This window comes from Polynucleobacter sp. JS-JIR-II-b4 (assembly GCF_018687815.1).
Taxonomy (GTDB): Bacteria; Pseudomonadota; Gammaproteobacteria; order Burkholderiales; family Burkholderiaceae; genus Polynucleobacter.
Window position 1 is genome coordinate 791,197 of sequence record NZ_CP061306.1, and the last position, 21,109, is coordinate 812,305.

Consider the following 21,109-nt stretch of genomic DNA (forward strand, 5'->3'; position numbering starts at 1 on the left):
TACTATGAGTCAAATAATTGAAATCAAAGTCCCGGATATCGGAGACTATAAAGATGTGCCAGTGATCGAAGTCTTGGTTAAAGCCGGTGACAAGATTGAGAAAGAACAATCCATCGTTGTGCTGGAGTCTGATAAAGCGACCATGGATGTTCCTTCATCACATTCTGGCATTGTGAAAGAAGTCAAAGTCAAAGTAGGCGATAACCTTTCTGAGGGATCCCTTGTAATTACCTTGGAAGAGGGCGCGGCAGCAACAACTCCTGCACCAGCGACAGCAGCGGCAAGCGCTCCTGCGCCAGTAGCGGCTGCCAGCGGCGGATCCCCCATCGAAATCAAAGTCCCGGATATCGGCGACTATAAAGATGTACCAGTGATCGAAGTCTTGGTTAAAGCCGGTGACAAGATTGAGAAAGAACAATCCATCGTTGTGCTGGAGTCTGATAAAGCCACCATGGATGTTCCTTCTTCACACTCAGGCATAGTCAAAGAAGTTAAGGTAAAGGTAGGTGATAACTTATCGGAAGGATCGGTAGTTGTCATCTTGGAAGGTGGGGCATCTGGCGTATCGACTCCTGTGTCTACTCCTGCAGCTGCACCAGCCGCGCCTGCAATTAAAGCGGTAGAGCCTCCGATTGCGCGCGCACCCGCACCACCTCCTATCAGTAATACTCCTCCGCCAGTCGATGCCGCAGTAAGCCATGCAAGTCCATCTGTGCGTAAGTTTGCACGTGAGCTTGGTGTCACTATTACACAAGTAAAAGGATCGGGCCCTAAAGGCCGCATTACTCAAGAAGACGTCCAAGCATTTGTGAAGGCGGCTATGAGTGGTGGTGCAGGCAGTCCTGCTGCCGCCTCCAGTGGCGGTAGTTTAGGTGGCTTAAATCTGATTCCTTGGCCGAAAGTTGATTTCACAAAGTTTGGTGAGATCGAGCGCCAACCACTCAATCGCATTAAGAAACTTACTGCAGCCAATTTGGGCCGTAACTGGGTGATGATCCCAGCCGTGACTTATCACGAAGATGCTGACATCACTGATTTAGAGGCATTCCGCGTTCTCACCAATAAAGAGAATGAGAAGAAGGGCGTCAAGATTACGATGCTGGCTTTCTTAATGAAGGCTGCAGTCGCTGCATTGAAAAAATATCCAGAGTTCAATAGCTCTTTGGATGGCGATGATCTGATTTTGAAGAAATACTTCAATATTGGATTTGCCGCAGATACTCCAACTGGACTGGTTGTACCGGTCATTAAAGATGCCGATAAGAAAGGCATCTTTGAGTTGGCGAAAGAAACTTCTGACTTGGCGGCACTCGCTCGTGATGGCAAGTTAAAGCCAGATCAAATGCAAGGCGCTAGCTTCACGATCTCATCACTAGGTGGTATCGGAGGAACGTATTTCTCCCCAATCGTCAATGCTCCTGAAGTGGCGATTATGGGCGTGAGCAAGGCAGCTATGAAGCCAGTGTGGGATGGTAAGCAGTTTGTGCCACGCCTCATTTGCCCACTGTCCCTCTCTGCAGATCACCGCGTGATTGATGGTGCTTTAGCTACCCGCTTCAATGTGTACATTGCACAGCTCTTGGCCGACTTCCGTCGCGCTAGTCTGTAAGGGGGATCTATGGCTAAGCAAATGATCCTTGTGCCGGATATTGGTGACTATGCAGATGTACCGGTCATAGAAGTGCTGGTTAAAGTGGGTGACGTGATTGAAAAAGAGCAGCCGCTATTAGTTCTTGAGTCCGATAAAGCAACCATGGAAATCCCGGCCGACGCTGCAGGAACTGTTACTAGTATTGCAGTCAAGCTTGGAGATAAAGTCAGTAAAGGTTCTGTAATTGCTGAAATTGAAGCGAGTGGTGCAGGGCCTGCACCTCAGGCGGCTCCAGCAGCAAAACCTGAAGCTCCAGCTGCGCCTGCTGCTATTGCCCCCGCTCCAAAAGCGGGGCAGTACAGCGGCAAAGTAGATCATGAGTGTGAAGTGTTGGTGCTCGGCGCTGGCCCTGGTGGTTACAGCGCAGCGTTTCGTAGTGCCGACTTGGGCATGAATACCGTTTTAGTAGAGCGCTATCCCACATTGGGTGGGGTTTGCTTGAACGTTGGATGCATTCCATCGAAAGCATTGCTGCATACCACCTCAGTGATGGATGAAGTCAAAACCATGGCTAAGCACGGCATCACTTTTGGCGCACCGAAGATTGAGATCGATCAATTGCGCGGTTACAAAGAGTCCGTTATTGCTAAATTGACTGGTGGTCTTGCTGGTATGGCAAAGGCTCGTAAAGTAAAAGTAGTTCGCGGCCTAGGTAAGTTCTTAGATGCAAATCATGTCGAAGTTGAGTTAACTGATGGCACTGGCCAGGATCTCACTGGCAAAAAAGAAGTAGTGCGCTTTCAGAAGGCGATTATTGCTGCTGGTAGCCAGCCAGTGAAGCTGCCATTCTTGCCAGAAGATCCACGCATTGTCGATAGCACAGGCGCCTTGTTGCTCAAGAGCATCCCTAAACGTATGCTTGTCATTGGTGGCGGCATTATTGGTCTAGAGATGGCTACTGTTTACAGCACACTAGGCTCACGCATTGATATCGCTGAGATGATGGATGGCTTAATGGCCGGTGCTGACCGTGATTTAGAAAAAGTCTGGGAGAAGTTTAATGCCGGACGTTTTGAGAAAATCATGCTCAAGACACGTGCCGCTAAGGCAGAAGTTAAGCCTGACGGAATTCAAGTTTCTTTTGAAGGTGAGAATGCACCAGCTGAACCACAAACTTATGACTTGGTATTGGTTGCAGTAGGACGTACTCCGAATGGCAAAAAGATTGATGCCGGTAAAGCAGGTGTGCAGGTAGATGAACGCGGCTTTATTCCTGTCGATAAACAAATGCGCACCAATGTCTCTAATATTTTTGCAATTGGTGACTTAGTTGGTCAACCGATGTTGGCACATAAGGCGGTGCATGAAGGTCACGTTGCTGCGGAAGCTGCTGCTGGAGAAAAATCCTACTTCGATGCGAAGCAAATTCCATCTGTTGCCTATACCGATCCTGAAGTGGCTTGGGCTGGTTTGACAGAAGAGCAGTGTAAGGCTCAGGGAATAGCTTATGAGAAAGGCTTATTCCCATGGGCGGCTAGTGGGCGCGCTATCGCTAATGGACGTGATGAAGGTTTCACAAAACTCATTTTTGATGCTACAACCCATCGCATTATTGGTGGCGGCATTGTAGGAACACACGCTGGCGATTTAATCGGTGAGGTGTGTTTGGCTATTGAGATGGGTGCTGATGCAGTGGATATCGGCAAAACGATTCATCCACATCCAACGCTAGGTGAATCGGTAGGTCTTGCGGCTGAAGCAGCCCACGGCCATTGCACTGATTTGCCGCCGGTGAAAAAGAAATCTTAAGCGGCACATAAGGTGCAAAAGAAAAAGCCCCGAGGAATCGGGGCTTTTGCATTTCAGCATGCACGAAGACGGATGCTATGAAATCAGTTTGGTAGTGAGCTCGCGAATACGCTCATCTACATAGTAGCCCCCGCATTCTGTATATCGAAGGTATTTCGCTCCACAATGCTTGCATTCGTATACGTCAGATTTATTGTATGGATGAAAGGGGGTTGAAATAGGGGCATCCTTAGACCAGATAGTCATCCCCTTTGGGAGATCTTCCTCCCAGCATTCCGGAGCATCTTCGACTCTCAGGGTTCCAACGCACTCCAGAGCATTTGTCATGAAACCGCCAGGGACGCTTTCCCAGCCTTCACAGCTCAGCGACAAGCAGTCAGGACATTTATCTTTAGCGTCAAAAGACTTGGCGAGGGATAGTAACTCCTCTTTATTAAGGCTTTTAGTCATTCGAAGAAATTGGTATAAAAGTGCGCTGAGTAAGGTAAGTTTTGGTAAAGAATAAATCAAGCCATCTAACCTACAAGAAAAAGCCCCGAGCAATCGGGGCTTTTGCAGTCAAGACACTCGCTAACAATTATTTCTTCTTCGTCGCTTTGCTGGCTTTATCTGTAGTCTTTAAAACTGTTTCAGTTGCGCTGCTAAGGTTAGTTTGCGCAACTTCAACTGCATGTTTAACTGCTTTTTGACTAGTTTCAAATACATTATTTGCAGAAGCGATAGCTTGCTTCATTGCTTGCACAGCTGCATCTGATCCTGTTGGCGCATTTTTTGTCCACCCTTCTACTAAAGAGTTGATTTTCTTCTGGCCAGCTTGGAATTCTTTTTCAGCGGATTCTGTGAAACTGTTTTGAGTCTCATGTGCCAACTCATATAAATGACGGCTGTAAGCCATAATTTTTTCTGCCATCGGTTGAACTGCTTCTGCTTGATGGGCTAGCAGTTGTTGAATGTCTTTTACTTCCAGTGCTTTCTTAGCGCTATTCATACTATCGCTTAAGCTTTGTTTGGCAATATGCATATTGAGCTCCACTAACTTTTCAATACTTTGCAATGCCTGATTGGTTAAGCCACTCAAGGTCTCTAAGTTTGCCTTTTGTGCTGCTGCAATTTGTTCTGGAGTTAAGTTCATCTGTATCTCTTTCCGTTTAACTTTCTGTATTTTGATCTTTGGCTTTTCCTAATGTACTCTCTTTGCACCATCGTATGGCATAAATGTTGCGCTGCAGCATGAGTGGTGCGCCACGTAGATGAATAGCCCAAATGAGAAAAGAGCCTAAAATTGGGGATTCAGTAAAAAATCTCAATATTTTCAGTAAGTTACCCATGAAGCTTTCGCTTGATAACGCTATTGCACCGATATTTGTCCTCATTTGGAGTACGGGCTTTGTGATTGCGCGTTTGGCAATGCCATATGTTGAGCCCGCTACCTTCCTATTTTGGCGTTTTGCAGGGGTTCTAGCGGCCATGGCAGCGCTCAGTCTGGTTTGGAGAATTACCTGGCCCAGTTGGTCGCAAATCAAGCACATTGCGATTGCCGGGATCTTGCTTCAGTTTGGTTATTTACTTGGCGTGTGGTTTGCTGTGCGCCTGGGAATGACGGCAGGCCTAGTGGCGATTATTGTGGGTTTGCAGCCCATCATTACCGCCTGGTTTGCTGCATGGATTTCTGAGAAGGTGAGTTCGCGTCAATGGATAGGTCTAGGATTCGGATTTGCAGGTGTTGCGTTGGTGGTTGCTGAGAAGATTGGCTTTAACCACATTCCATTTGTTAGTTATGTTTTGGCATTTATTGCACTTCTCTCTATTACGTTTGGCACCTTGTATCAAAAGAAATTCTGCCCCGTATTTGATCTACGTGCTGGATCCTCCATTCAGTTTGGAGTATCGGCAGTACTGTGCTTCTTTTGTATGTATTTCTTTGAGTCTGGCGTGATGGTTTGGAACCCATCTGTTATTGGCGCCTTACTATGGGCCATCTTCCCCCTGTCAATTGGATCGATTAGTTTGCTATTTATGATGATTCGTAAGGGCGCTGCCACTAAAGTCACCAGCTTTCTTTATTTAGTGCCACCAACTACTGCTGCAATGGCTTGGCTCTTATTTGATGAGCCATTTACATTGCTGATGGCGGTAGGTTTGTGTTTGACGATGACTGGCGTGGTGCTAGTAAATGCCCGACAGACCAATACATTAGCGACGATTGCCGAGTAGGGCATTCATTTAGTGGAATAAATTACCTGGATTGGGGCGAATAAAACCGCTTTGTCTCAGGAAATTAATTATCATTCCGTATGTTGAAAGTTTTGGAAGGTATTTTGGGATGCGTTTGAATCGATTTTGGCCCCTAGTCATTGCATTGCTCTTTTCACTGGGAGTGCTGGGTAACGCACCTGTTCAGGCCGCAACAAAAGATAAGCAGAAGCAAGCAAAGTCAACAAAAGTGGTGACTAAGTCACCCAAAAGAGCCAAGACCGTCCGCGTCACTGTTACTAGATCATCTGCACCCGTAGTTGCAGGACCTCCATCATTAGCTACTGCATTAGGTTTGCGTGGTCAGCGCGATGAGCTCAATCTTAAATCTACTGTAGTGATGGTGGTTAATCAAGATACGAAGGAAGTCTATTACGAGAAGAATCCTTCTGTCAGCTTGCCCATTGCCTCCATTACTAAACTCATGACGGCCATGGTGACACTCGATGCAAAATTGCCAATGGATGATGTTATTGTCATTAATGCTGAAGACGCGCATATTTATCGGCACTCTCGTTTGGCTGAAGGCACTTCACTTACCCGAGAAGATGCGCTGCATTTGGCTTTGATGTCCTCTGAGAACCGCGCCGCATATACCCTAGCCAGAAATTATCCTGGCGGCTTACCTGCATTTGTTGCTGCTATGAACCGTAAGGCAAAAGATCTCGGCATGGAGCACTCTCACTTTGAGGATCCCACTGGACTGACTAGTGAGAATGTTGCTTCAGCAGAAGATCTCACACGCATGCTCAATGCTGCCTATCAGTACAAAACTATTCGTGAGTTCTCAACCTGGCCAGATTTAACTATGGTGATCGCCAATCGCCCGCAAAAGTTTTTGAACACAAACCGTTTGGTACGTTCCGGGGATATGGATATCGGACTGCAGAAGACGGGCTTCATTAATGCTGCAGGTCGATGTTTGGTCATGCAGGCAAGAGTAAACAACACGCCATTACTATTGGTCTTTTTGGATTCTGTAGGAACGCAATCCCGTTTTGCCGATGCAGTGCGGGTGCGCGATTGGTATGAGCGCATGCCATCGGGCGCGCAACCCATTCGTCGCTTGATGTAACTAATGAATTAAGCTGCTGAGCCTGGCTCGGCAGACTTGGGTTTAAAACCCATGCCTTTGGATATCTGTAGAGCAGTCTCTTGTAGGGCGCGGAGCCAATCTGCTTGTATACGATCCGTTGGGGCGCTTAAAGATAAGCCGGCAACCAATTTTCCAGTGTCATCCAAAATGGCTGCGGCTAAACAGCTCACACCCAACTCTAGTTCTTCGTCATCGCGAGCGCTACCCACTTTACGCACGTGATTGAGTTCAGCTTCGAGTTTGCCCAATTCGGTAATACTGTTACGAGTATGTCCAGACAAACCTGTACGAGTGACATAGGCGCGTACTTGTCCGGGATCGTCGCTTGCGAGGAAGAGTTTGCCAACCGAGGTGAGATGCAAGGGGGCGCGACCACCAATGGCACGAACTACCTGCATGCCTGAGCGTTCACTATAAGCGCGATCAACGTAGACAATTTCATCGCCTTGACGCACTGATAGGTTAACGGTTTCACCAGTGAGCTTATGCAGGGTACGCATCGGTAGTTGCGCAGCCTCACGAACGGATAAGCGCGCCTTCACTAAATTACCCAGCTCTAAAAGTTTTAAGCCAAGGCGATAGGTACCGCCGTCGCCACGCTCAACCAATCGGCAAGCAACGAGGTCATTCAAAATTCGGTGGGCGGTAGAAGGGTGCAGACCAGTTGTCTCTGCGAGATTCTTCAGGCTGCTGGATTCTTCTTGCTCAGCAAGAGCGTCTAGCAAATTCATCATGCGCTCCACTACTTGGATGGCTGTCTTGCCAACCTCGCCGGCAGATTTAGGAGTTTTGATGGTCTTGCTGGTGTTCATAGGCCTCATTGTAGCGATTTCGTACGAAATTGCATATTATGAAATCCTATTTTACAAAAGCATCTGCTGAAAATGTCCCGTTTTATAGGGAATCAGGGGATTAAGGCTCTTTTACGATTGTCTTAAAGCAGTGGCACACTCATTGACTAAGTCAGGGCCTCGATAAATCAGGCCGCTATAGAGTTGTACTAAGCTTGCGCCTGTCATGATCTTTTCACGGGCATCTGCGCCACTCATGATGCCGCCCACACCGATGATGGGTAATTGATCACCCAATCTCGCTTTTAAAGCTTTGATGACAATATTAGAAGCATTACGCACGGGCGCGCCAGATAAGCCACCAGCCTCTTCACCAAACTCCATTCCCTTGACTGCATCTCGAGAGATGGTTGTATTGGTAGCGATGACAGCATCAATGCCAAACTCGATCAGGAGATCGGCAATGAGATGAATGTCGCCATGATCTAGATCGGGTGCAATTTTCAAAAAGAGTGGTTTGCGTATGCCATAACGATCGCTTAAGCGCTTTCTGGCTTCATCAAGACTTCCCAATAATTCGCGGAGCATTTCTTCACCTTGTAAGGCGCGTAGATTTTTGGTATTCGGAGAAGAAATGTTGACGGTGATATAGGTAGAGATTTCATAAACGGCTTCCATCGCCAGGATGTAATCTCGAGAAGCTTCTTCAATTGGGGTGCTGGCGTTCTTGCCAATATTTAAACCAAGTACACCACCACTTTGCCAAAACTGAGAGCGACGCACTCTGGCAACGCAGGCATCAACGCCATCGTTATTAAAGCCCATGCGATTAATAATGCCCTGAGCTTGCGGTAAACGAAACATGCGTGGCTTAGGATTACCCGGTTGTGGCCGTGGCGTGACTGTGCCGATTTCTAAAAATCCAAATCCCAATGCAGCGAGTGCATCGATATGCTTGCCATCTTTATCTAAGCCTGCTGCTAATCCAACTGGATTAGGAAAATCAATGCCACAGAGTGTCTGCGGATCGTTAATCGGCTTGCTTACTAAACGCTCCAATAAACCCCAGCGCTGCGCACGGTCCATATTGCTTAAGGTGAGGTTGTGTGCCTTTTCTGGGTCTATAGAAAACAGCCAGGGGCGGAGGAGGGAGTAACGATCGATCATGGATAGATATTATGACTCAGGGAGCTCTTGCCAGTGATCGTCAATCAAACCTTCCATAGGTTGATATTTCACCTTATACGACATCTTGTCGCTTTCCTTGATGTAGTAGCCAAGGTAAAGGTAAGGCAAACCCAATATGCGAGCTTGTTCAATTTGCCACAGAATGCTATAGCTGCCATAACTGGCCACAGAGCTTGTAGTGTCGTAAAAGGTATAAACAGAAGAGATTCCCTGTTCCAGAATATCGATCATGCTCACCATACGTAATCGACCGGGGTGCGGGTCATGCGGACCATCCCGAAACTCCACAATACGGGAGTTCACTCGGCTTTGTAATAAGAACTGCATATATTGATCTTGATCATCGCTATCCATATCACCACCTGCGTGTCGCTCAGTTTGATAGCGTTGATAGAGTTGGTAATGTTCCTCTTGGTAACCTAGATTGAGGACGGAGGCCTGAAGATCAGAGTGTTTTTTCTGGGCGCGGCGCTGGCTGCGAGAGGGCGTAAATTGATTTACCAAGATACGGGTGGAAATACAGGCCTTGCATTCGTCGCAATATGGTCGATAGGTATACAAACCACTACGTCGAAAGCCTGCGTTGAGTAAATCGTTATACACATCCGCATGAATCAGATGCGATGGTGTAGCTACTTGTGAGCGAGCTGTTTTATTGGGCAGGTAGCTACAAGCATAGGGAGCAGTTGCATAGAACTGCAGGGTGGTTAGGGGTAGTTCTTTAAGCTGAGTCATAACCAGTGATGCAAGATTGCTTTGTCAAAAGTCCAGGATTTCTCAATCTTAGTTTGATTTAAGGATATTTGCAGTTGCTCTAAAAAGACCTGCCTGGATATTGGGGTGGCGCCTAAGGACAATAGGTGAGCCGTTTCTTGCTGGCAGTCGATCATCTGGACTTCATTCATCAGGCACCATGCACTCAGGGCTGCTAAGGCGATTTTTGATGCATTCGTCTTACGGCTGAACATGGATTCACCAAATACCATTCCTCCAAAGGCAACGCAATAGAGTCCGCCAGTAAGCTGGCCATCTTCGATTACGGCAATACTGTGAGCATTGCCTGCTTCGTGAAGTGCGGTGTAGGCATCAATGATTTCATGGGTAATCCAAGTGCCATCCTGATCTTTGCGAGTGCTCGTGGCACAGGAGCGTATGACTGCACCAAAATCGGCATCTACTAATATCTGAGATTGTGTGCTTTGACAAAAGAGTCGAATATTCTTTTGCAAAGATTCACTGCATTTAAAGGCGCTGGGCTTTAACACCATTCTAGGATCAGGCGACCACCAGAGAATAGGTTGGTTATCCGAGTACCAGGGAAAAATACCTTGTTGGTAGGCGCGAGCTAGTTGACCGGGGTATATCTGCTCACTGACGGCAATGAGCCCAGGAACACTGGGATCAGGATCCGCCTCAAGCAGTGGATTTGGGAAAGGGTCATTGGGCCCTAGCCAAGCTATCTGACCCATGTCGACTCAAATTCGTTCGGATGGCAAGACATCACGACTGCGCACATGAAATTCCTTACCAGCATCTAAGTTGCCAGCAGCGCGGTCTGCAAAGAACCATTCAAGGGTCTGCTTAACAGTGGGAAAGGCCAGTTCATCCCATGGAATCTCATGCTCATGGAAAAGGGCTACTTCAAGACTTTCTTCACCAGCAGAAAATTCTGGATTGGCCATCGTGGCTAAATAGAATAGGTGCACCTGTTCTGCATGGGGCACATTAAGCAAGGAATAGAGCGGCCCAATTTTTACTGCAGCGCCAGCTTCTTCTAGAGTCTCACGCGCAGCTCCGTGGCTTGTGCTTTCACCTAACTCCATAAAGCCCGCAGGCAAAGTCCAAAAGCCATGACGAGGTTCAATCGCACGACGACATAAGAGAACTTGCTTGCCGTATACCGGAATACTTCCAACTACGTTGCGAGGATTTTGATAATGAATGCTGCCACACGCTTCACAGACATGACGCTCACGAGAGTCATCCACTGGAATCTTGATAGTTAATACAGATGCGCAGTTAGAGCAATACTTCATACTGACTTTCTAAAAATGGGCCTTGATGGCGCCGCGTAGTGCATTGCTAAGCATAATCTCATCTGCCATTGAAACATCATTAATAGTCAGGTTAGCTTCACGGGCATTCAAGGTGGGGTCTGCAAGCAGGGCGGCACGCATTACCCCAGGTAAAAGGCCAGCGGACACTGGCGGTGTAAGCCATTCATAACTGCCGTGAGGTTTGACAAAAATGCTAGTCCTTCCGCCCTCAGTAACGAAGCCTTGTTCATTGATAAACAGAGCGTCAAATCCACCTAGCTTCACAGCTTCTTGCCAAGCTTGGTCATAGAGAGATCGATTGCTGATTTTATGACGCAGTAAAGCGTCTCCAGAAAACATCGTTGTATCACCCGGCAGAATATTTTTTGCCCAGAATATTTTGACGGGTTCATTGATCAAATCCATCGCAGCAGTTGTAACTAATAGCTCACCAGTAGTTGAGAGATCAAGCCTTAATCGGTATAACAATTTTTTATCAAGTGATGCACAAGTACTCAAAATCAAATGCTGGGCAGTCTCAAGTTGGAAGGACATTCTTAAGGCTATTGCGGATAAAGATAGGCGATTTAAATGAGTATGCAATCTCTGGGGTTCGCCATTCCGAACCGCAATGGTTTCAAATAAACCGGTAGCGCTTGGCAGATCCATCAGAAACGCTGATTTAATGCGACACTCTTGCCATTCTTGGCCTGCATCTGAGTCATTAGTGACTCCGGCGCCAACCCCTAGGGTGAAGCTTGATTCATGAGAGTCGGGATCTTGACTGATTTCCACCGTACGGATCGGCACACTAAAGGCAAAGTTGCCATTGGGGTCAAGCCAGCCTAAGGCGCCGCAATAATAGCCTCGATCTTCGGGTTCCAGTCCTTGAATAATTTCCATGCTGCGTTTTTTTGGAGCTCCTGTAACAGAGCCACATGGAAATACCGCTTCAAAAATATCGAATAAAGAAATCTCAGGTTTGATCTGACCTTGCACGGTAGAAGTCATTTGCAATACATCACCGTGTCTTGCAACTTCAAATAGATTGGGCACTAGTACCGTGCCCGGAAGAGAGATGCGACTGAGATCATTACGTAGCAAGTCCACAATCATGACATTCTCAGCTTGATTCTTTGGATCATCTGATAAGGCGCTCGCAACAGTAGATAGGGCACTTGCAGTACCCTTCATTGGCATCGCTTTGATAGTGCCACCATCTCGCGCAATAAATAGTTCAGGCGATTGCGACAGTAAAAAGTTGCCATCATGCTCGATATAAGCGCCAAAACGCCCAGGCTGGCGATCCCTTAAGCGGCTATATAAGGCGAGCGGAGCGCCATAAGTATTGCCTGTGATTCGATAGGTGTGATTAATCTGGTAGCTATCACCGCTGCGAATATATTCCTGTATCGCTGCAATATCGGCATTAAATTGCCCCTCATTCAAGGATTCCTGAGCATCTATGACTCCAGCACTTGCTTGAGAGGGATCTAATAAGGCTAGTTTTTGAGCAATGCAGCGATCGACATCCTGCTTGGACAGTTTTTTGAATTCTGCAAAAGACCAGGCTTCAATGAGCGGATGGTGATGATCTGAGTGATTGACTCGCTCTGGAAGATGATGAATTTGCCTACCTAACTCGTAAGCAAAGGCAGCAACAATAAATTCGCCCTTAGCAAGCGCGGCAGATATTTCAGTAAGACACTGCTGTGTAGCGGCTAAATCTACAGCATGATCGCCGCTCGGAAGAACGCACCAGTAGTGCAGCGCGTTTTCATATTGGCGACTGGTGGGTAAGGCCGCGGTGCTTTGCGCATCATCGAGCAAAATCATCGCGGCTTACCTGGTAATTTCTACTTACTTCAGAATCGTTGCAGATTCGATGATGACAGTCTTAGTAGGAACATCAGACATTCTGCCCATGCGTGGGGCTGGAGCAACCATGGTTGGTACTTTACGAATGGCATCTATGGTTTGTGTGCCAGAGATCACTTTGCCAAACACGGTATAGCCATTACCCATCGCATTAGGGTAGTCGAGCGCCGCATTGTCTTTCACGTTAATAAAGAACTGCGAAGTTGCAGAATCAGGGTCTGAAGTGCGAGCCATCGCAATCGTGTAAACATTATTCTTCAAGCCATTTTGCGCTTCAGAAACTACTGGGGAATCAGTTGGCTTTTGATTCAAGTCCGACGTAAACCCGCCACCTTGAATCATGAAGCCATCAATCACACGATGAAAGATGGTGCCGTTATAGAAACCGCTCTTGACGTAGTTCAAAAAGTTAGCAGTGCTCTTGGGTGCTTTCACATCATCTAATTCAACAACGAAGTTACCCATCGTAGTTTTAAATTCAACCTTAGGGCCTGCAAATGCTGCTTGACTAGTAAAACAAGAAACAGCAACAACAAGGGCGGCAAATAGCTTACGCATAAGAACTCCTTAAATAAGATAAAAATAGCTTGTATTTGATTGTATTGCCCAAGACCGCCGGAGGGTTAAATGATTTATTAGCCTAGACCATTAGGAACATTTCCGGCATAAGCATAGGAAGCCTCATCAAACATGCCAGGTCTTGCAAGGTAATCCAGTGTCCAGTCAATAGTGTCAACACCCCAAAAGCAATGTTGATTCACTATCAGGGCCGGCACTCCAAAGGCGCCATCGGCTTTTGCTTGATTGGTATTAGCGATCAGCTTTGCCTTCACTTCTGGATTTTCAGGTTTAGGTGCATCTGAGGGAAGTCCTAAGTAGCTACAAAATTCTGGCCAAGATAGATTGGGATCCTTACCTTCCACCCAAACATAATCAAAAGCGCGCTCAACCATCATCCAATCGGCATTTTGTTCAACCAAAAGGCGTTGGGCGGCAACTGTCATAAAAGGGTGATGCTCTGGAAAGCGAAAAGGAATGCCTAACTTCTCCGCCTGCCACACGCAAAATTGATAGGTGTGCGGGCGTTTTGCTGCAACTTCTCCTGGACCCTTATTTTCAGAAGCTCTGAGCAGGCCACCCAGCAGAATAGGAACAGGCTTAATCTCTAGCTTGCTTTCAAGACGCTGTCTTTGCTTGATATACAGATAAGCAAACGGCGAAACAATGTCGTAATAAAAAGTAGCCGAAATCTTTGTACTCATATCGCCTTATTTCTTCTTATGCTCTTCATCGAGCTTTTTTAAGAACGCTAGCTTTTCTTTGATCTGTGACTCTAGGCCACGCTCCACTGGCTCGTACCAATGGGGCTCCTTCATGCCTTCTGGAAGATACGTTTCACCGGCGGCATAGCCATGCGGCTCATCATGGGCGTAGCGATATTCTTTTCCATGTCCAAGCTCTTTCATCAGTTTGGTAGGTGCGTTGCGCAAATGATTCGGAACGGGTTTGGATTGATCGTTTGCTACATAAGCGCGAGCAGCATTAAAAGCGTTGTAGCTTGCATTGCTCTTAGAGGCAACTGCAAGATAAACCACTGCTTGCCCAAGAGCCAACTCACCCTCAGGAGATCCCAGTCTTTCATAGGTCTGCGCTGCATCGTTAGCCAATTGCATTGCTCTTGGATCTGCCAGGCCAATATCTTCCCATGCCATCCGAATAATGCGTCTGGCTAAGTAACGGGGATCGGCGCCGCCATCTAGCATGCGGCAAAACCAATACAAGGCCGCATCGGGGTTGGATCCGCGAACGGATTTGTGTAGAGCAGAGATTTGATCGTAAAAGTGATCACCACCTTTATCAAAACGCCGCGCTTGAGCGCTAAGTGCATTCTCTATAAATTTCTGATCAACGATTTTTACTTCCGCATTTGGTGTGAGGACCGCATTGCGCACTTGTTCAACTAAATTGAGAAGGCGTCGTGCATCACCATCAGCGTTAGAAATCAGGGTATCGATTGCTGTTGATTCAAATTGCACATCGGGCATCGCATGCTGATGGGCTCGATCAAAGAGTAATTTCAGCTCCTCGGGAGTGAGTGATTTCAAGACATAGACTTGAGCACGCGACAGAAGTGCAGAGTTCACTTCAAATGATGGGTTCTCGGTAGTGGCACCAATAAAGGTGAATAAACCAGACTCCACATGGGGTAGCAGGGCATCTTGCTGGCTTTTATTGAAGCGATGGATCTCGTCAACAAATAAAATCGTTTGCTTGCCGTACTGAGCCATATTTTGTTGGGCTTGCTCAATGGATTCCCGGATTTCTTTAACGCCCGCTAGGACTGCAGAGATCGCAATGAACTCACGATCAAATGCTTTGGCGGAGAGACGCGCTAGCGTAGTCTTGCCAACGCCCGGAGGCCCCCACAAAATCATCGAGTGAGGCTTGCCGGAGGCAAATGCTAGATTGAGTGGCTTACCGCTTGCTAATAAATGCGTTTGTCCAATGACTTCTTCAATCGTTTTTGGGCGCAGTGCCTCTGCTAAGGGTGGAGGCGGCGCGCTATCAAAAAGACTGCTCATTGCATCAGGCTTGAATAAAGAGAATAACTAAGGATGCCCAAGTGAGGCAGGCTGCTGCAACATAGGTCAAGCGATTGCGCATGGTCATAAAAGCAGAGCGGGCGGCTTCATCAGCAAAATAATATTGATAGGTGTTCTGATCAATATTGCGCTGAATGATTAGAGTGGAAGCCAAAATCAGTAAGCCTACTGGAATATAAATATGAAGGGCTAACCAAGCCACTAAAGCGGGGATGACACCCCAGATCCATGCATTACGGTCTTCCCAGCGATCACCAGCGGGTGCCTTACCTAGAAGATGTAAATTGGCACCCCAATGCAAAGCCCCCATAAAGGAAGTAATCACGGCACCATAACCCGCTAAAGATTCAGCGCTTAAATAATTCACGGGTGTTGGCGCTAATTGCACCATGAGGGCTAGCCCAATAAATGGAATAAGACCGGCATAGCCAAGTTTGCGAACTAAAGGTGGGATGGGGTTCACGATGGGGATGTCTAGGTTAAGGAGTTGTGAATGAAATTATTTATCGTAGGTGTATACGCCGCGACCTGTTTTGCGACCGAGATATCCAGCGGCAACCATTTCACGAAGTAGTGGGCAAGGGCGGTATTTGGAATCGCTGAAGTTTTCAAAATACACTTCCATTACCGCTAAGCATGTATCTAATCCAATGAGATCTGCTAAGGCTAGTGGGCCAATCGGTTGATTGCAGCCTAACTTCATGCCAGCATCAATATCTTCTGGGCTAGCAAGACCTTCCGATAAAACAAAGAAAGCCTCATTAATCATGGGTAGCAAAATGCGATTCACCACAAAGCCAGGTGAATTTTTAACAGTAATCGGCTCTTTGCCAACACGCTTAGCCATGTCAATAATGGCAGCGTGGGTAGCGTCACTAGTCTGCAAGCCACGGATGACTTCCACTAAAGCCATTAAGGGTGGCGGGTTGAAAAAGTGCATGCCAATAAAGCGGGCAGGGTTTGAGTCAAGTGCCGCTAGTTTGGTAATCGATAGGGAGGAGGTGTTGGTGGCAATGATGGTGTCTTTGCTCACGACCTCGTCTACTTGCTTGAGAATCTTTTCTTTAATTGCTTGGTTCTCGGTTGCAGCTTCAATCACTAATCCCAAGCCTTTGAAGTCAGTATAAGAAGTACTTCCTTTAATACGTTTGAGAGCAGCTTCCTTTGCTTCAACAGTCAACGTTTCTTTTTTGACAAGACGATCCAAACTCTTGCTGATTTGCTCAAGTCCACGTTGCACTGCTGCCTCATTAATATCAACCATCACGACATCCAGACCGGCCACTGCACATACTTGTGCAATCCCATTGCCCATAGTGCCTGCACCAATGACGCCTACAGATTGAATACTCATCTTATTTCCTCTTTTGATACTGGGTGGAACCAAATAACTGCTCTCTAGCCTTGTCATCGTGCAAGGGTTTGCGTAATGCGGTTAATACTTCACAACCACGCTTCACTGCTGGTCGTGCCCCAATCTTTTCAAACCATTTTTTGAAATGCGGGTAATCATTGATTTCAATGCCTTGATTTTTCCAATTACGAGTCCATGGATAAATCGCAATATCAGCAATGGAATAAGTTTTGCCTGCAATATAAGGATTATCTTTCAGTTGACCATCCAATACTCCATAGATGCGTTTGGCTTCATTGGTGTAGCGATTAATGGCATATTCAATTTTCTCAGGTGCGTAGAGTCTGAAGTGGTGGTTTTGCCCAAGCATGGGGCCAAGACCACCCATTTGGAACATCAGCCATTGCAGCACCTCGTACTTACCGCGGGTGCTTTGGGGCAAGAATTTGCCAGTCTTGCCGGCTAAATAGAGAAGGATGGCGCCAGACTCAAATACATTGATTGGTTTTCCGTCCGGCCCATTAGGATCAACGATTGCTGGAATCTTATTGTTAGGGCTAATCTTGAGGAACTCAGGCGCAAATTGATCTCCAGCACCAATATCAATCGGATGAGCAATCCAGTCGCGACCTAGGCGGTAGCCGCATTCCTCAAGCATGATATGAACTTTGTGGCCATTTGGGGTTGGCCAACTATAGACATCAATCACCTGATTCGATTTTGGGGTTGCCATTTTTTCCTCTATAAATTTTGTAAGCGCTGTAACGCATTGGCGAGAGTTTGCTCTTGTTTTGCAAAACAAAAACGAATGACGCCAGACTCGGTGGGTTGTTCATAAAAAGCAGAAACTGGAATGGCGGCTACCCCAACTTCACTGGTGAGCCATTTGCAAAAATCAGCCTCATTCAATTTAGCTTGAGGGATGCCTAGCGCGGAGTAATCAGCGCATTGAAAATAACTACCGGGGCTAGGAAGCAATTTAAATCTGGTTTTACTTAACCCAGCCCTAAAGAAATCTCGCTTAGCTTGATAAAAGGCGGAAAGATTTAAATAATGTTTTTCATCTGCAAGATAAGTGGCTAAGCCATATTGCATAGGGGTATTAACGGCAAATACATTAAATTGATGTACCTTGCGGAACTCTTTTGTTAATAATGGCGGTGCGGCCACATAACCTACCTTCCAACCGGTGACGTGATAAGTCTTGCCAAAGCTAGAGACCAGAAAGCTCCTAGCTGCAAGCTCTGGATGAGAGGCGATGCTATAGTGCTGGGCTCCGTCATAGACCATATGTTCATAGACTTCATCACTCAAAATTAAGGCGGAAGTATCGCGAACTAAAGCTGCTAGGTGATCAAGATCTGATTTATCCCACACCATGCCAGTCGGATTATGCGGAGTGTTAATTAAAATGAGTCGCGTTTTAGGGTTGATAGCATTTGCTAATACACCCCATGGAATTTGATACGAAGCTACTTGTCCTGATTCATCACGTACGACCTGCAATGAAATGGCAATCGTTTTACCTCCAGCTAAATCTATTGCAGGTCGGTAGCAGTCAAAGGCGGGTTCGATGATGATGACTTCATCGCCAGGACCAACGCAAGACAGTATGGCTGTAAATATGGCCTGTGTACCACCCGCAGTAATCGTGATTTCAGTCTCAGCATCGTAGTGGTGGCTATATAAACTGCTGATCTTCTGACTAATGCCATGACGAAGTTCTGCAACTCCAGCCATAGGGGGGTATTGATTGTGATCTGCCAACATGGCGGCATTCACATCAGCAATGAGTTTTCTGTCGCATGGAAAGTCCGGAAAACCTTGCCCAAGATTAATCGCCTGATGCTCTGCAGCAAGGGCAGACATTACTGTAAAGATCGTGGTCCCGACCTTTGGGAGGCGACTTGGAAAAGAGGGGGTCTCTAGCGGGTTCATGAGGGTGGGGGCGGTGATCGGTCTTTTAATGCGGATATATCCGGTAGTCGCTAGAATGGTAAAAATACATTAACAAATTGTGCCATGCTGATCGTTCTTTCACCTGCTAAATCCTTGGATTACAAGACCCCCGCCAAGGTCAAGGCACCTACCTTGCCCGAGTTTGTCTCAGAATCAGCCAAACTCATTGCCGATCTTAAGAAGCTAGCACCGCAAGACATTGCCAAATTGATGGGTTTATCCGATCAGCTGGCCATTCTGAATGTCGGTCGCTATCGGGATTGGTCCAAGAAATTCACAGAAGAAAACAGTAAGCCGGCGATCTATGCCTTTGATGGGGATGTCTATGATGGTTTTGACGTTAAAACGCTGAATGCCAAAGCGGTAGAGTTTGCCCAAGATCACATCCGAATTTTGTCCGGCCTTTATGGTGCGCTCAAGCCTCTGGATTTGATGCAGCCTTATCGCTTAGAAATGGGCACCTCATTCAAAAACGCCAGAGGTAAGGATCTTTATGCATTTTGGGGGAGTCGCGTAACCGATTCCATCAAGAAGGTTCTAGAAAAGCAAAAGAAGCCAGTCCTGCTGAACCTGGCTTCAGAAGAGTATTTCAAGGTACTCCAACCTAAAGAATTGGATTGCCAGGTCATTTCCCCGGTGTTTCAGGATGCTAAGGATGGCAAGTACAAGATTATTTCTTTTTATGCCAAACGAGCCCGCGGCTTGATGGCTCGCTATGTGGTTGAGAATCGCATTACTGATCCCGCTGATTTAAAGGGCTTTAATTTAGATGGTTACAAGTACTATGCCGCTGAATCAAAAGTAGATAAGCCTGTATTTAGAAGGGCAGAAAGAAAATAATGGCCGTGCATCGCACTAAAGCATCGCAACGGAATTCTCCAGAAGTGGAGAAGATGGTAGCTGACGCTATTTCTTTGGCCGCATCTGGCAGTCACATCGAGGATCGCTTTTGGGAAGAACGTCTGAACGTGCGCTTAATGCGCTTGCTCAAAAGTCAAAATCAAAACGTGATTGATGCCGCTCTAGATCAAACCTTTCGTATTAATACGGTAGCCTTTGAAGTGCTTGCCGATATTGCGGAAACATTGGCTGAGTCATTGAAGGTTGAGCATGAAGGACGGGAGTGGGATGTGCTGTTACTAGCAATGCCTATCGTTGCTCATACTCGTTATCAGATTCCATCCGGCCCATTGCCTGTCAATATCATTGAGTCAACTGCTCAGGCTTTACAAAGCGCCATCGCTTCAACGGATGCGCGCATAGCCATCGTTCCATGGCTTTACAGCATTGATCAAATGCCGCATTCGCATTGTCAAACGCGCATACTGACTGAAGCATTGGCAACTGCTGCGATCTCTGGAAAAGACGCCAAGCTAGAGCTGCGCGATATGTCGGAAACCATTGCCGTATTGGCAGACCCACGCTTCATTATTGCTGCCTTAAGTGCACCGAGTGGCTCTCCAATTTTCCGCTGGCAGGCAGAGCCACCGGCTCGCCAAGAGCGCGGTGTGAGCTTGATTGGTTGGCAAACTGCCATGCAAGAGCCAATTGCATCTCTACTCCCTGGTTGTGAGTTTGAGCTGCTCTTACCAGAGGCGTATTTCACAAACTGCCGTTTGGCTGATAAGCATGTCCGACCTTTAAGTATTCGCGCAGCAGTCAATTTTTTAGAGAGCACTTTCGGGATACTGCCAGCCGGCCTATCTTGTGTGGTCGGCGCCTTTGGAGAAGAGCAGGCAGATGAGTATCGAATATCGTTCAGTGTAAAAGGTTCATCCGATGTAATGTATGGGGTGATCTGGCCACTGTATGACAGAGAAAGCGTGGCAAACGACGCTTTAAACGACCTGTCAGATGATGAGAGTCCCATTAAGAAGATTTGTGATGCCTTGCATGACGCAGGAGTAGAGGATGTATTCCGACATGCAATGCTGTTTGATCCAGAGCTTTGTGATGACTGTGGTGCACCTTTATTCCCAGATCGCTCAGGCGAGGCAGTGCATGCTGAAATGCCAGACGATGCACCATCACAGCAACCTTTGTTTCACTAGGTAAAACAAAGAAGCAAAACAAAGAAGCAAAAGAAAAATATATCAATGAAGCAAAAGAAACGCTAAGCAATAAAAAAGCCGAGATGTCTCGGCTTTTTTATTTGATGCAGTGTGAGAAATTAATTCTGCACAAAAGGTTCCGCGCCAGCAAACAAGTGTGGCAACTTACCAGATTTCATATCTGCCGTTTGGCAAAAATCGGCAAGACGCACACCCGCTTTAATGTTGAATAACATTGCTTTGTTACCCAACACCACTAGGTCGAAACCAGAGTTGGTATTTTTGTAGCGAAGACTGCCCGGCAATGAAGTTTGGCGATCCAAATCATACGTTTTGGATTCCCAAGTTAAGCGGATCTTTTCAGTTGTGCCAGCAGTTTTGAACTGCTTGCTTTCTTGACAGGTCCAAGTAAATGCTTCTTCATCAGCAAATGCATTTGCAGCGCCTAAAGCGCTAGCAAGCACAAGGCTAATGGCGAGAAGGTTTTTCTTCATCTAGTT

General features: G+C 46.8%; 22 protein-coding genes. 6 read left to right on the forward strand and 16 right to left on the reverse strand.

The features are described 5' to 3' along the window. Positions 1-4: 4 nt before the first annotated feature. A complete protein-coding gene (gene aceF, locus ICV90_RS03990; RefSeq protein ID WP_215359903.1) occupies positions 5-1,609 on the forward strand; it encodes a dihydrolipoyllysine-residue acetyltransferase in 1,605 nt (534 codons plus the stop codon). A 9-nt stretch (positions 1,610-1,618) separates the two neighbouring features. Then, positions 1,619-3,400, forward strand: a complete 1,782-nt coding sequence (gene lpdA / locus ICV90_RS03995; protein WP_215359905.1) for a dihydrolipoyl dehydrogenase — start codon at positions 1,619-1,621, stop codon at positions 3,398-3,400. Positions 3,401-3,475: 75 nt separating this feature from the next. Here the strand turns inward: lpdA and ICV90_RS04000 are convergent, their stop codons facing one another. Both ICV90_RS04000 and ICV90_RS04005 read right to left on the reverse strand, forming a co-directional pair. Further along, positions 3,476-3,850, reverse strand: a complete 375-nt coding sequence (locus ICV90_RS04000) for a hypothetical protein (RefSeq protein WP_215359907.1) — start codon at positions 3,848-3,850, stop codon at positions 3,476-3,478. Between the two features lie 127 nt (positions 3,851-3,977). Then, entirely contained in the window at positions 3,978-4,532 is a 555-nt protein-coding gene (locus ICV90_RS04005; protein ID WP_215359909.1) for a phasin family protein, read from the reverse strand. A 194-nt stretch (positions 4,533-4,726) separates the two neighbouring features. Between ICV90_RS04005 and ICV90_RS04010 the strand changes: the two genes are divergently transcribed. Then, positions 4,727-5,614: a DMT family transporter gene (locus tag ICV90_RS04010; protein WP_215359911.1), complete on the forward strand. Its 888-nt coding sequence runs from the start codon at positions 4,727-4,729 to the stop codon at positions 5,612-5,614. Between the two features lie 109 nt (positions 5,615-5,723). Further along, the gene (locus ICV90_RS04015) at positions 5,724-6,728 is read left to right on the forward strand and encodes a serine hydrolase (protein ID WP_215359912.1); all 1,005 of its coding nucleotides are present in this window, start codon (positions 5,724-5,726) and stop codon (positions 6,726-6,728) included. An 8-nt stretch (positions 6,729-6,736) separates the two neighbouring features. On the opposite strand, the gene ICV90_RS04020 is transcribed toward ICV90_RS04015, so the two are convergent. The 13 genes from ICV90_RS04020 to ICV90_RS04080 form a co-directional block, all read right to left on the reverse strand. Continuing rightward, positions 6,737-7,570: an IclR family transcriptional regulator gene (locus tag ICV90_RS04020; protein ID WP_215359914.1), complete on the reverse strand. Its 834-nt coding sequence runs from the start codon at positions 7,568-7,570 to the stop codon at positions 6,737-6,739. Between the two features lie 102 nt (positions 7,571-7,672). Next, positions 7,673-8,707: a quinone-dependent dihydroorotate dehydrogenase gene (locus tag ICV90_RS04025; RefSeq protein WP_215359916.1), complete on the reverse strand. Its 1,035-nt coding sequence runs from the start codon at positions 8,705-8,707 to the stop codon at positions 7,673-7,675. Between the two features lie 9 nt (positions 8,708-8,716). Next, positions 8,717-9,463 carry an arginyltransferase gene (locus tag ICV90_RS04030; RefSeq protein ID WP_215359918.1) on the reverse strand — a complete coding sequence of 249 codons (747 nt, stop codon included), beginning with the start codon at positions 9,461-9,463 and terminating at the stop codon, positions 8,717-8,719. Beyond that, entirely contained in the window at positions 9,460-10,197 is a 738-nt protein-coding gene (aat, locus tag ICV90_RS04035) for a leucyl/phenylalanyl-tRNA--protein transferase (RefSeq protein ID WP_215359920.1), read from the reverse strand. The genes ICV90_RS04030 and aat overlap by 4 nt, the downstream gene beginning before the upstream one ends. Before the next feature lie 6 nt (positions 10,198-10,203). Then, complete coding sequence (locus tag ICV90_RS04040) at positions 10,204-10,764, reverse strand: NUDIX hydrolase (RefSeq protein WP_215359922.1); 561 nt, start codon at positions 10,762-10,764, stop codon at positions 10,204-10,206. 9 nt (positions 10,765-10,773) lie between these two features. Then, on the reverse strand, positions 10,774-12,600 hold the full coding sequence (locus ICV90_RS04045; RefSeq protein WP_215359924.1) for a bifunctional chorismate-binding protein/class IV aminotransferase: 1,827 nt from the start codon (positions 12,598-12,600) through the stop codon (positions 10,774-10,776). A gap of 24 nt (positions 12,601-12,624) precedes the next feature. Next, positions 12,625-13,200: a peptidylprolyl isomerase gene (locus ICV90_RS04050; protein ID WP_215359926.1), complete on the reverse strand. Its 576-nt coding sequence runs from the start codon at positions 13,198-13,200 to the stop codon at positions 12,625-12,627. 77 nt (positions 13,201-13,277) lie between these two features. Then, positions 13,278-13,904, reverse strand: coding sequence for a 2-hydroxychromene-2-carboxylate isomerase (locus ICV90_RS04055; RefSeq protein ID WP_215359928.1), 627 nt, complete (start codon positions 13,902-13,904; stop codon positions 13,278-13,280). 6 nt (positions 13,905-13,910) lie between these two features. Continuing rightward, a complete protein-coding gene (locus ICV90_RS04060) occupies positions 13,911-15,224 on the reverse strand; it encodes a replication-associated recombination protein A (RefSeq protein WP_215359930.1) in 1,314 nt (437 codons plus the stop codon). Between the two features lie 4 nt (positions 15,225-15,228). Further along, positions 15,229-15,708 carry a DUF3429 domain-containing protein gene (locus ICV90_RS04065; protein WP_251367797.1) on the reverse strand — a complete coding sequence of 160 codons (480 nt, stop codon included), beginning with the start codon at positions 15,706-15,708 and terminating at the stop codon, positions 15,229-15,231. Between the two features lie 36 nt (positions 15,709-15,744). Beyond that, the gene (locus ICV90_RS04070) at positions 15,745-16,599 is read right to left on the reverse strand and encodes a 3-hydroxybutyryl-CoA dehydrogenase (protein ID WP_215359932.1); all 855 of its coding nucleotides are present in this window, start codon (positions 16,597-16,599) and stop codon (positions 15,745-15,747) included. Position 16,600: 1 nt separating this feature from the next. Continuing rightward, positions 16,601-17,308: a glutathione binding-like protein gene (locus tag ICV90_RS04075; protein WP_215360360.1), complete on the reverse strand. Its 708-nt coding sequence runs from the start codon at positions 17,306-17,308 to the stop codon at positions 16,601-16,603. Between the two features lie 32 nt (positions 17,309-17,340). After that, positions 17,341-18,537, reverse strand: a complete 1,197-nt coding sequence (locus ICV90_RS04080) for a pyridoxal phosphate-dependent aminotransferase (protein ID WP_215359934.1) — start codon at positions 18,535-18,537, stop codon at positions 17,341-17,343. Positions 18,538-18,621: 84 nt separating this feature from the next. Here ICV90_RS04080 and yaaA point away from each other — a divergent pair, with 84 nt between their 5' ends. Both yaaA and ICV90_RS04090 read left to right on the forward strand, forming a co-directional pair. Next, on the forward strand, positions 18,622-19,398 hold the full coding sequence (gene yaaA / locus ICV90_RS04085; RefSeq protein ID WP_215359936.1) for a peroxide stress protein YaaA: 777 nt from the start codon (positions 18,622-18,624) through the stop codon (positions 19,396-19,398). After that, the gene (locus ICV90_RS04090; protein ID WP_215359938.1) at positions 19,398-20,609 is read left to right on the forward strand and encodes a DUF2863 family protein; all 1,212 of its coding nucleotides are present in this window, start codon (positions 19,398-19,400) and stop codon (positions 20,607-20,609) included. Before yaaA ends, ICV90_RS04090 begins: the two co-directional genes overlap by 1 nt. A 119-nt stretch (positions 20,610-20,728) precedes the next feature. Here the strand turns inward: ICV90_RS04090 and ICV90_RS04095 are convergent, their stop codons facing one another. Continuing rightward, a complete protein-coding gene (locus ICV90_RS04095) occupies positions 20,729-21,103 on the reverse strand; it encodes a hypothetical protein (RefSeq protein ID WP_215359940.1) in 375 nt (124 codons plus the stop codon). Between the last annotated feature and the right edge of the window lie 6 nt (positions 21,104-21,109).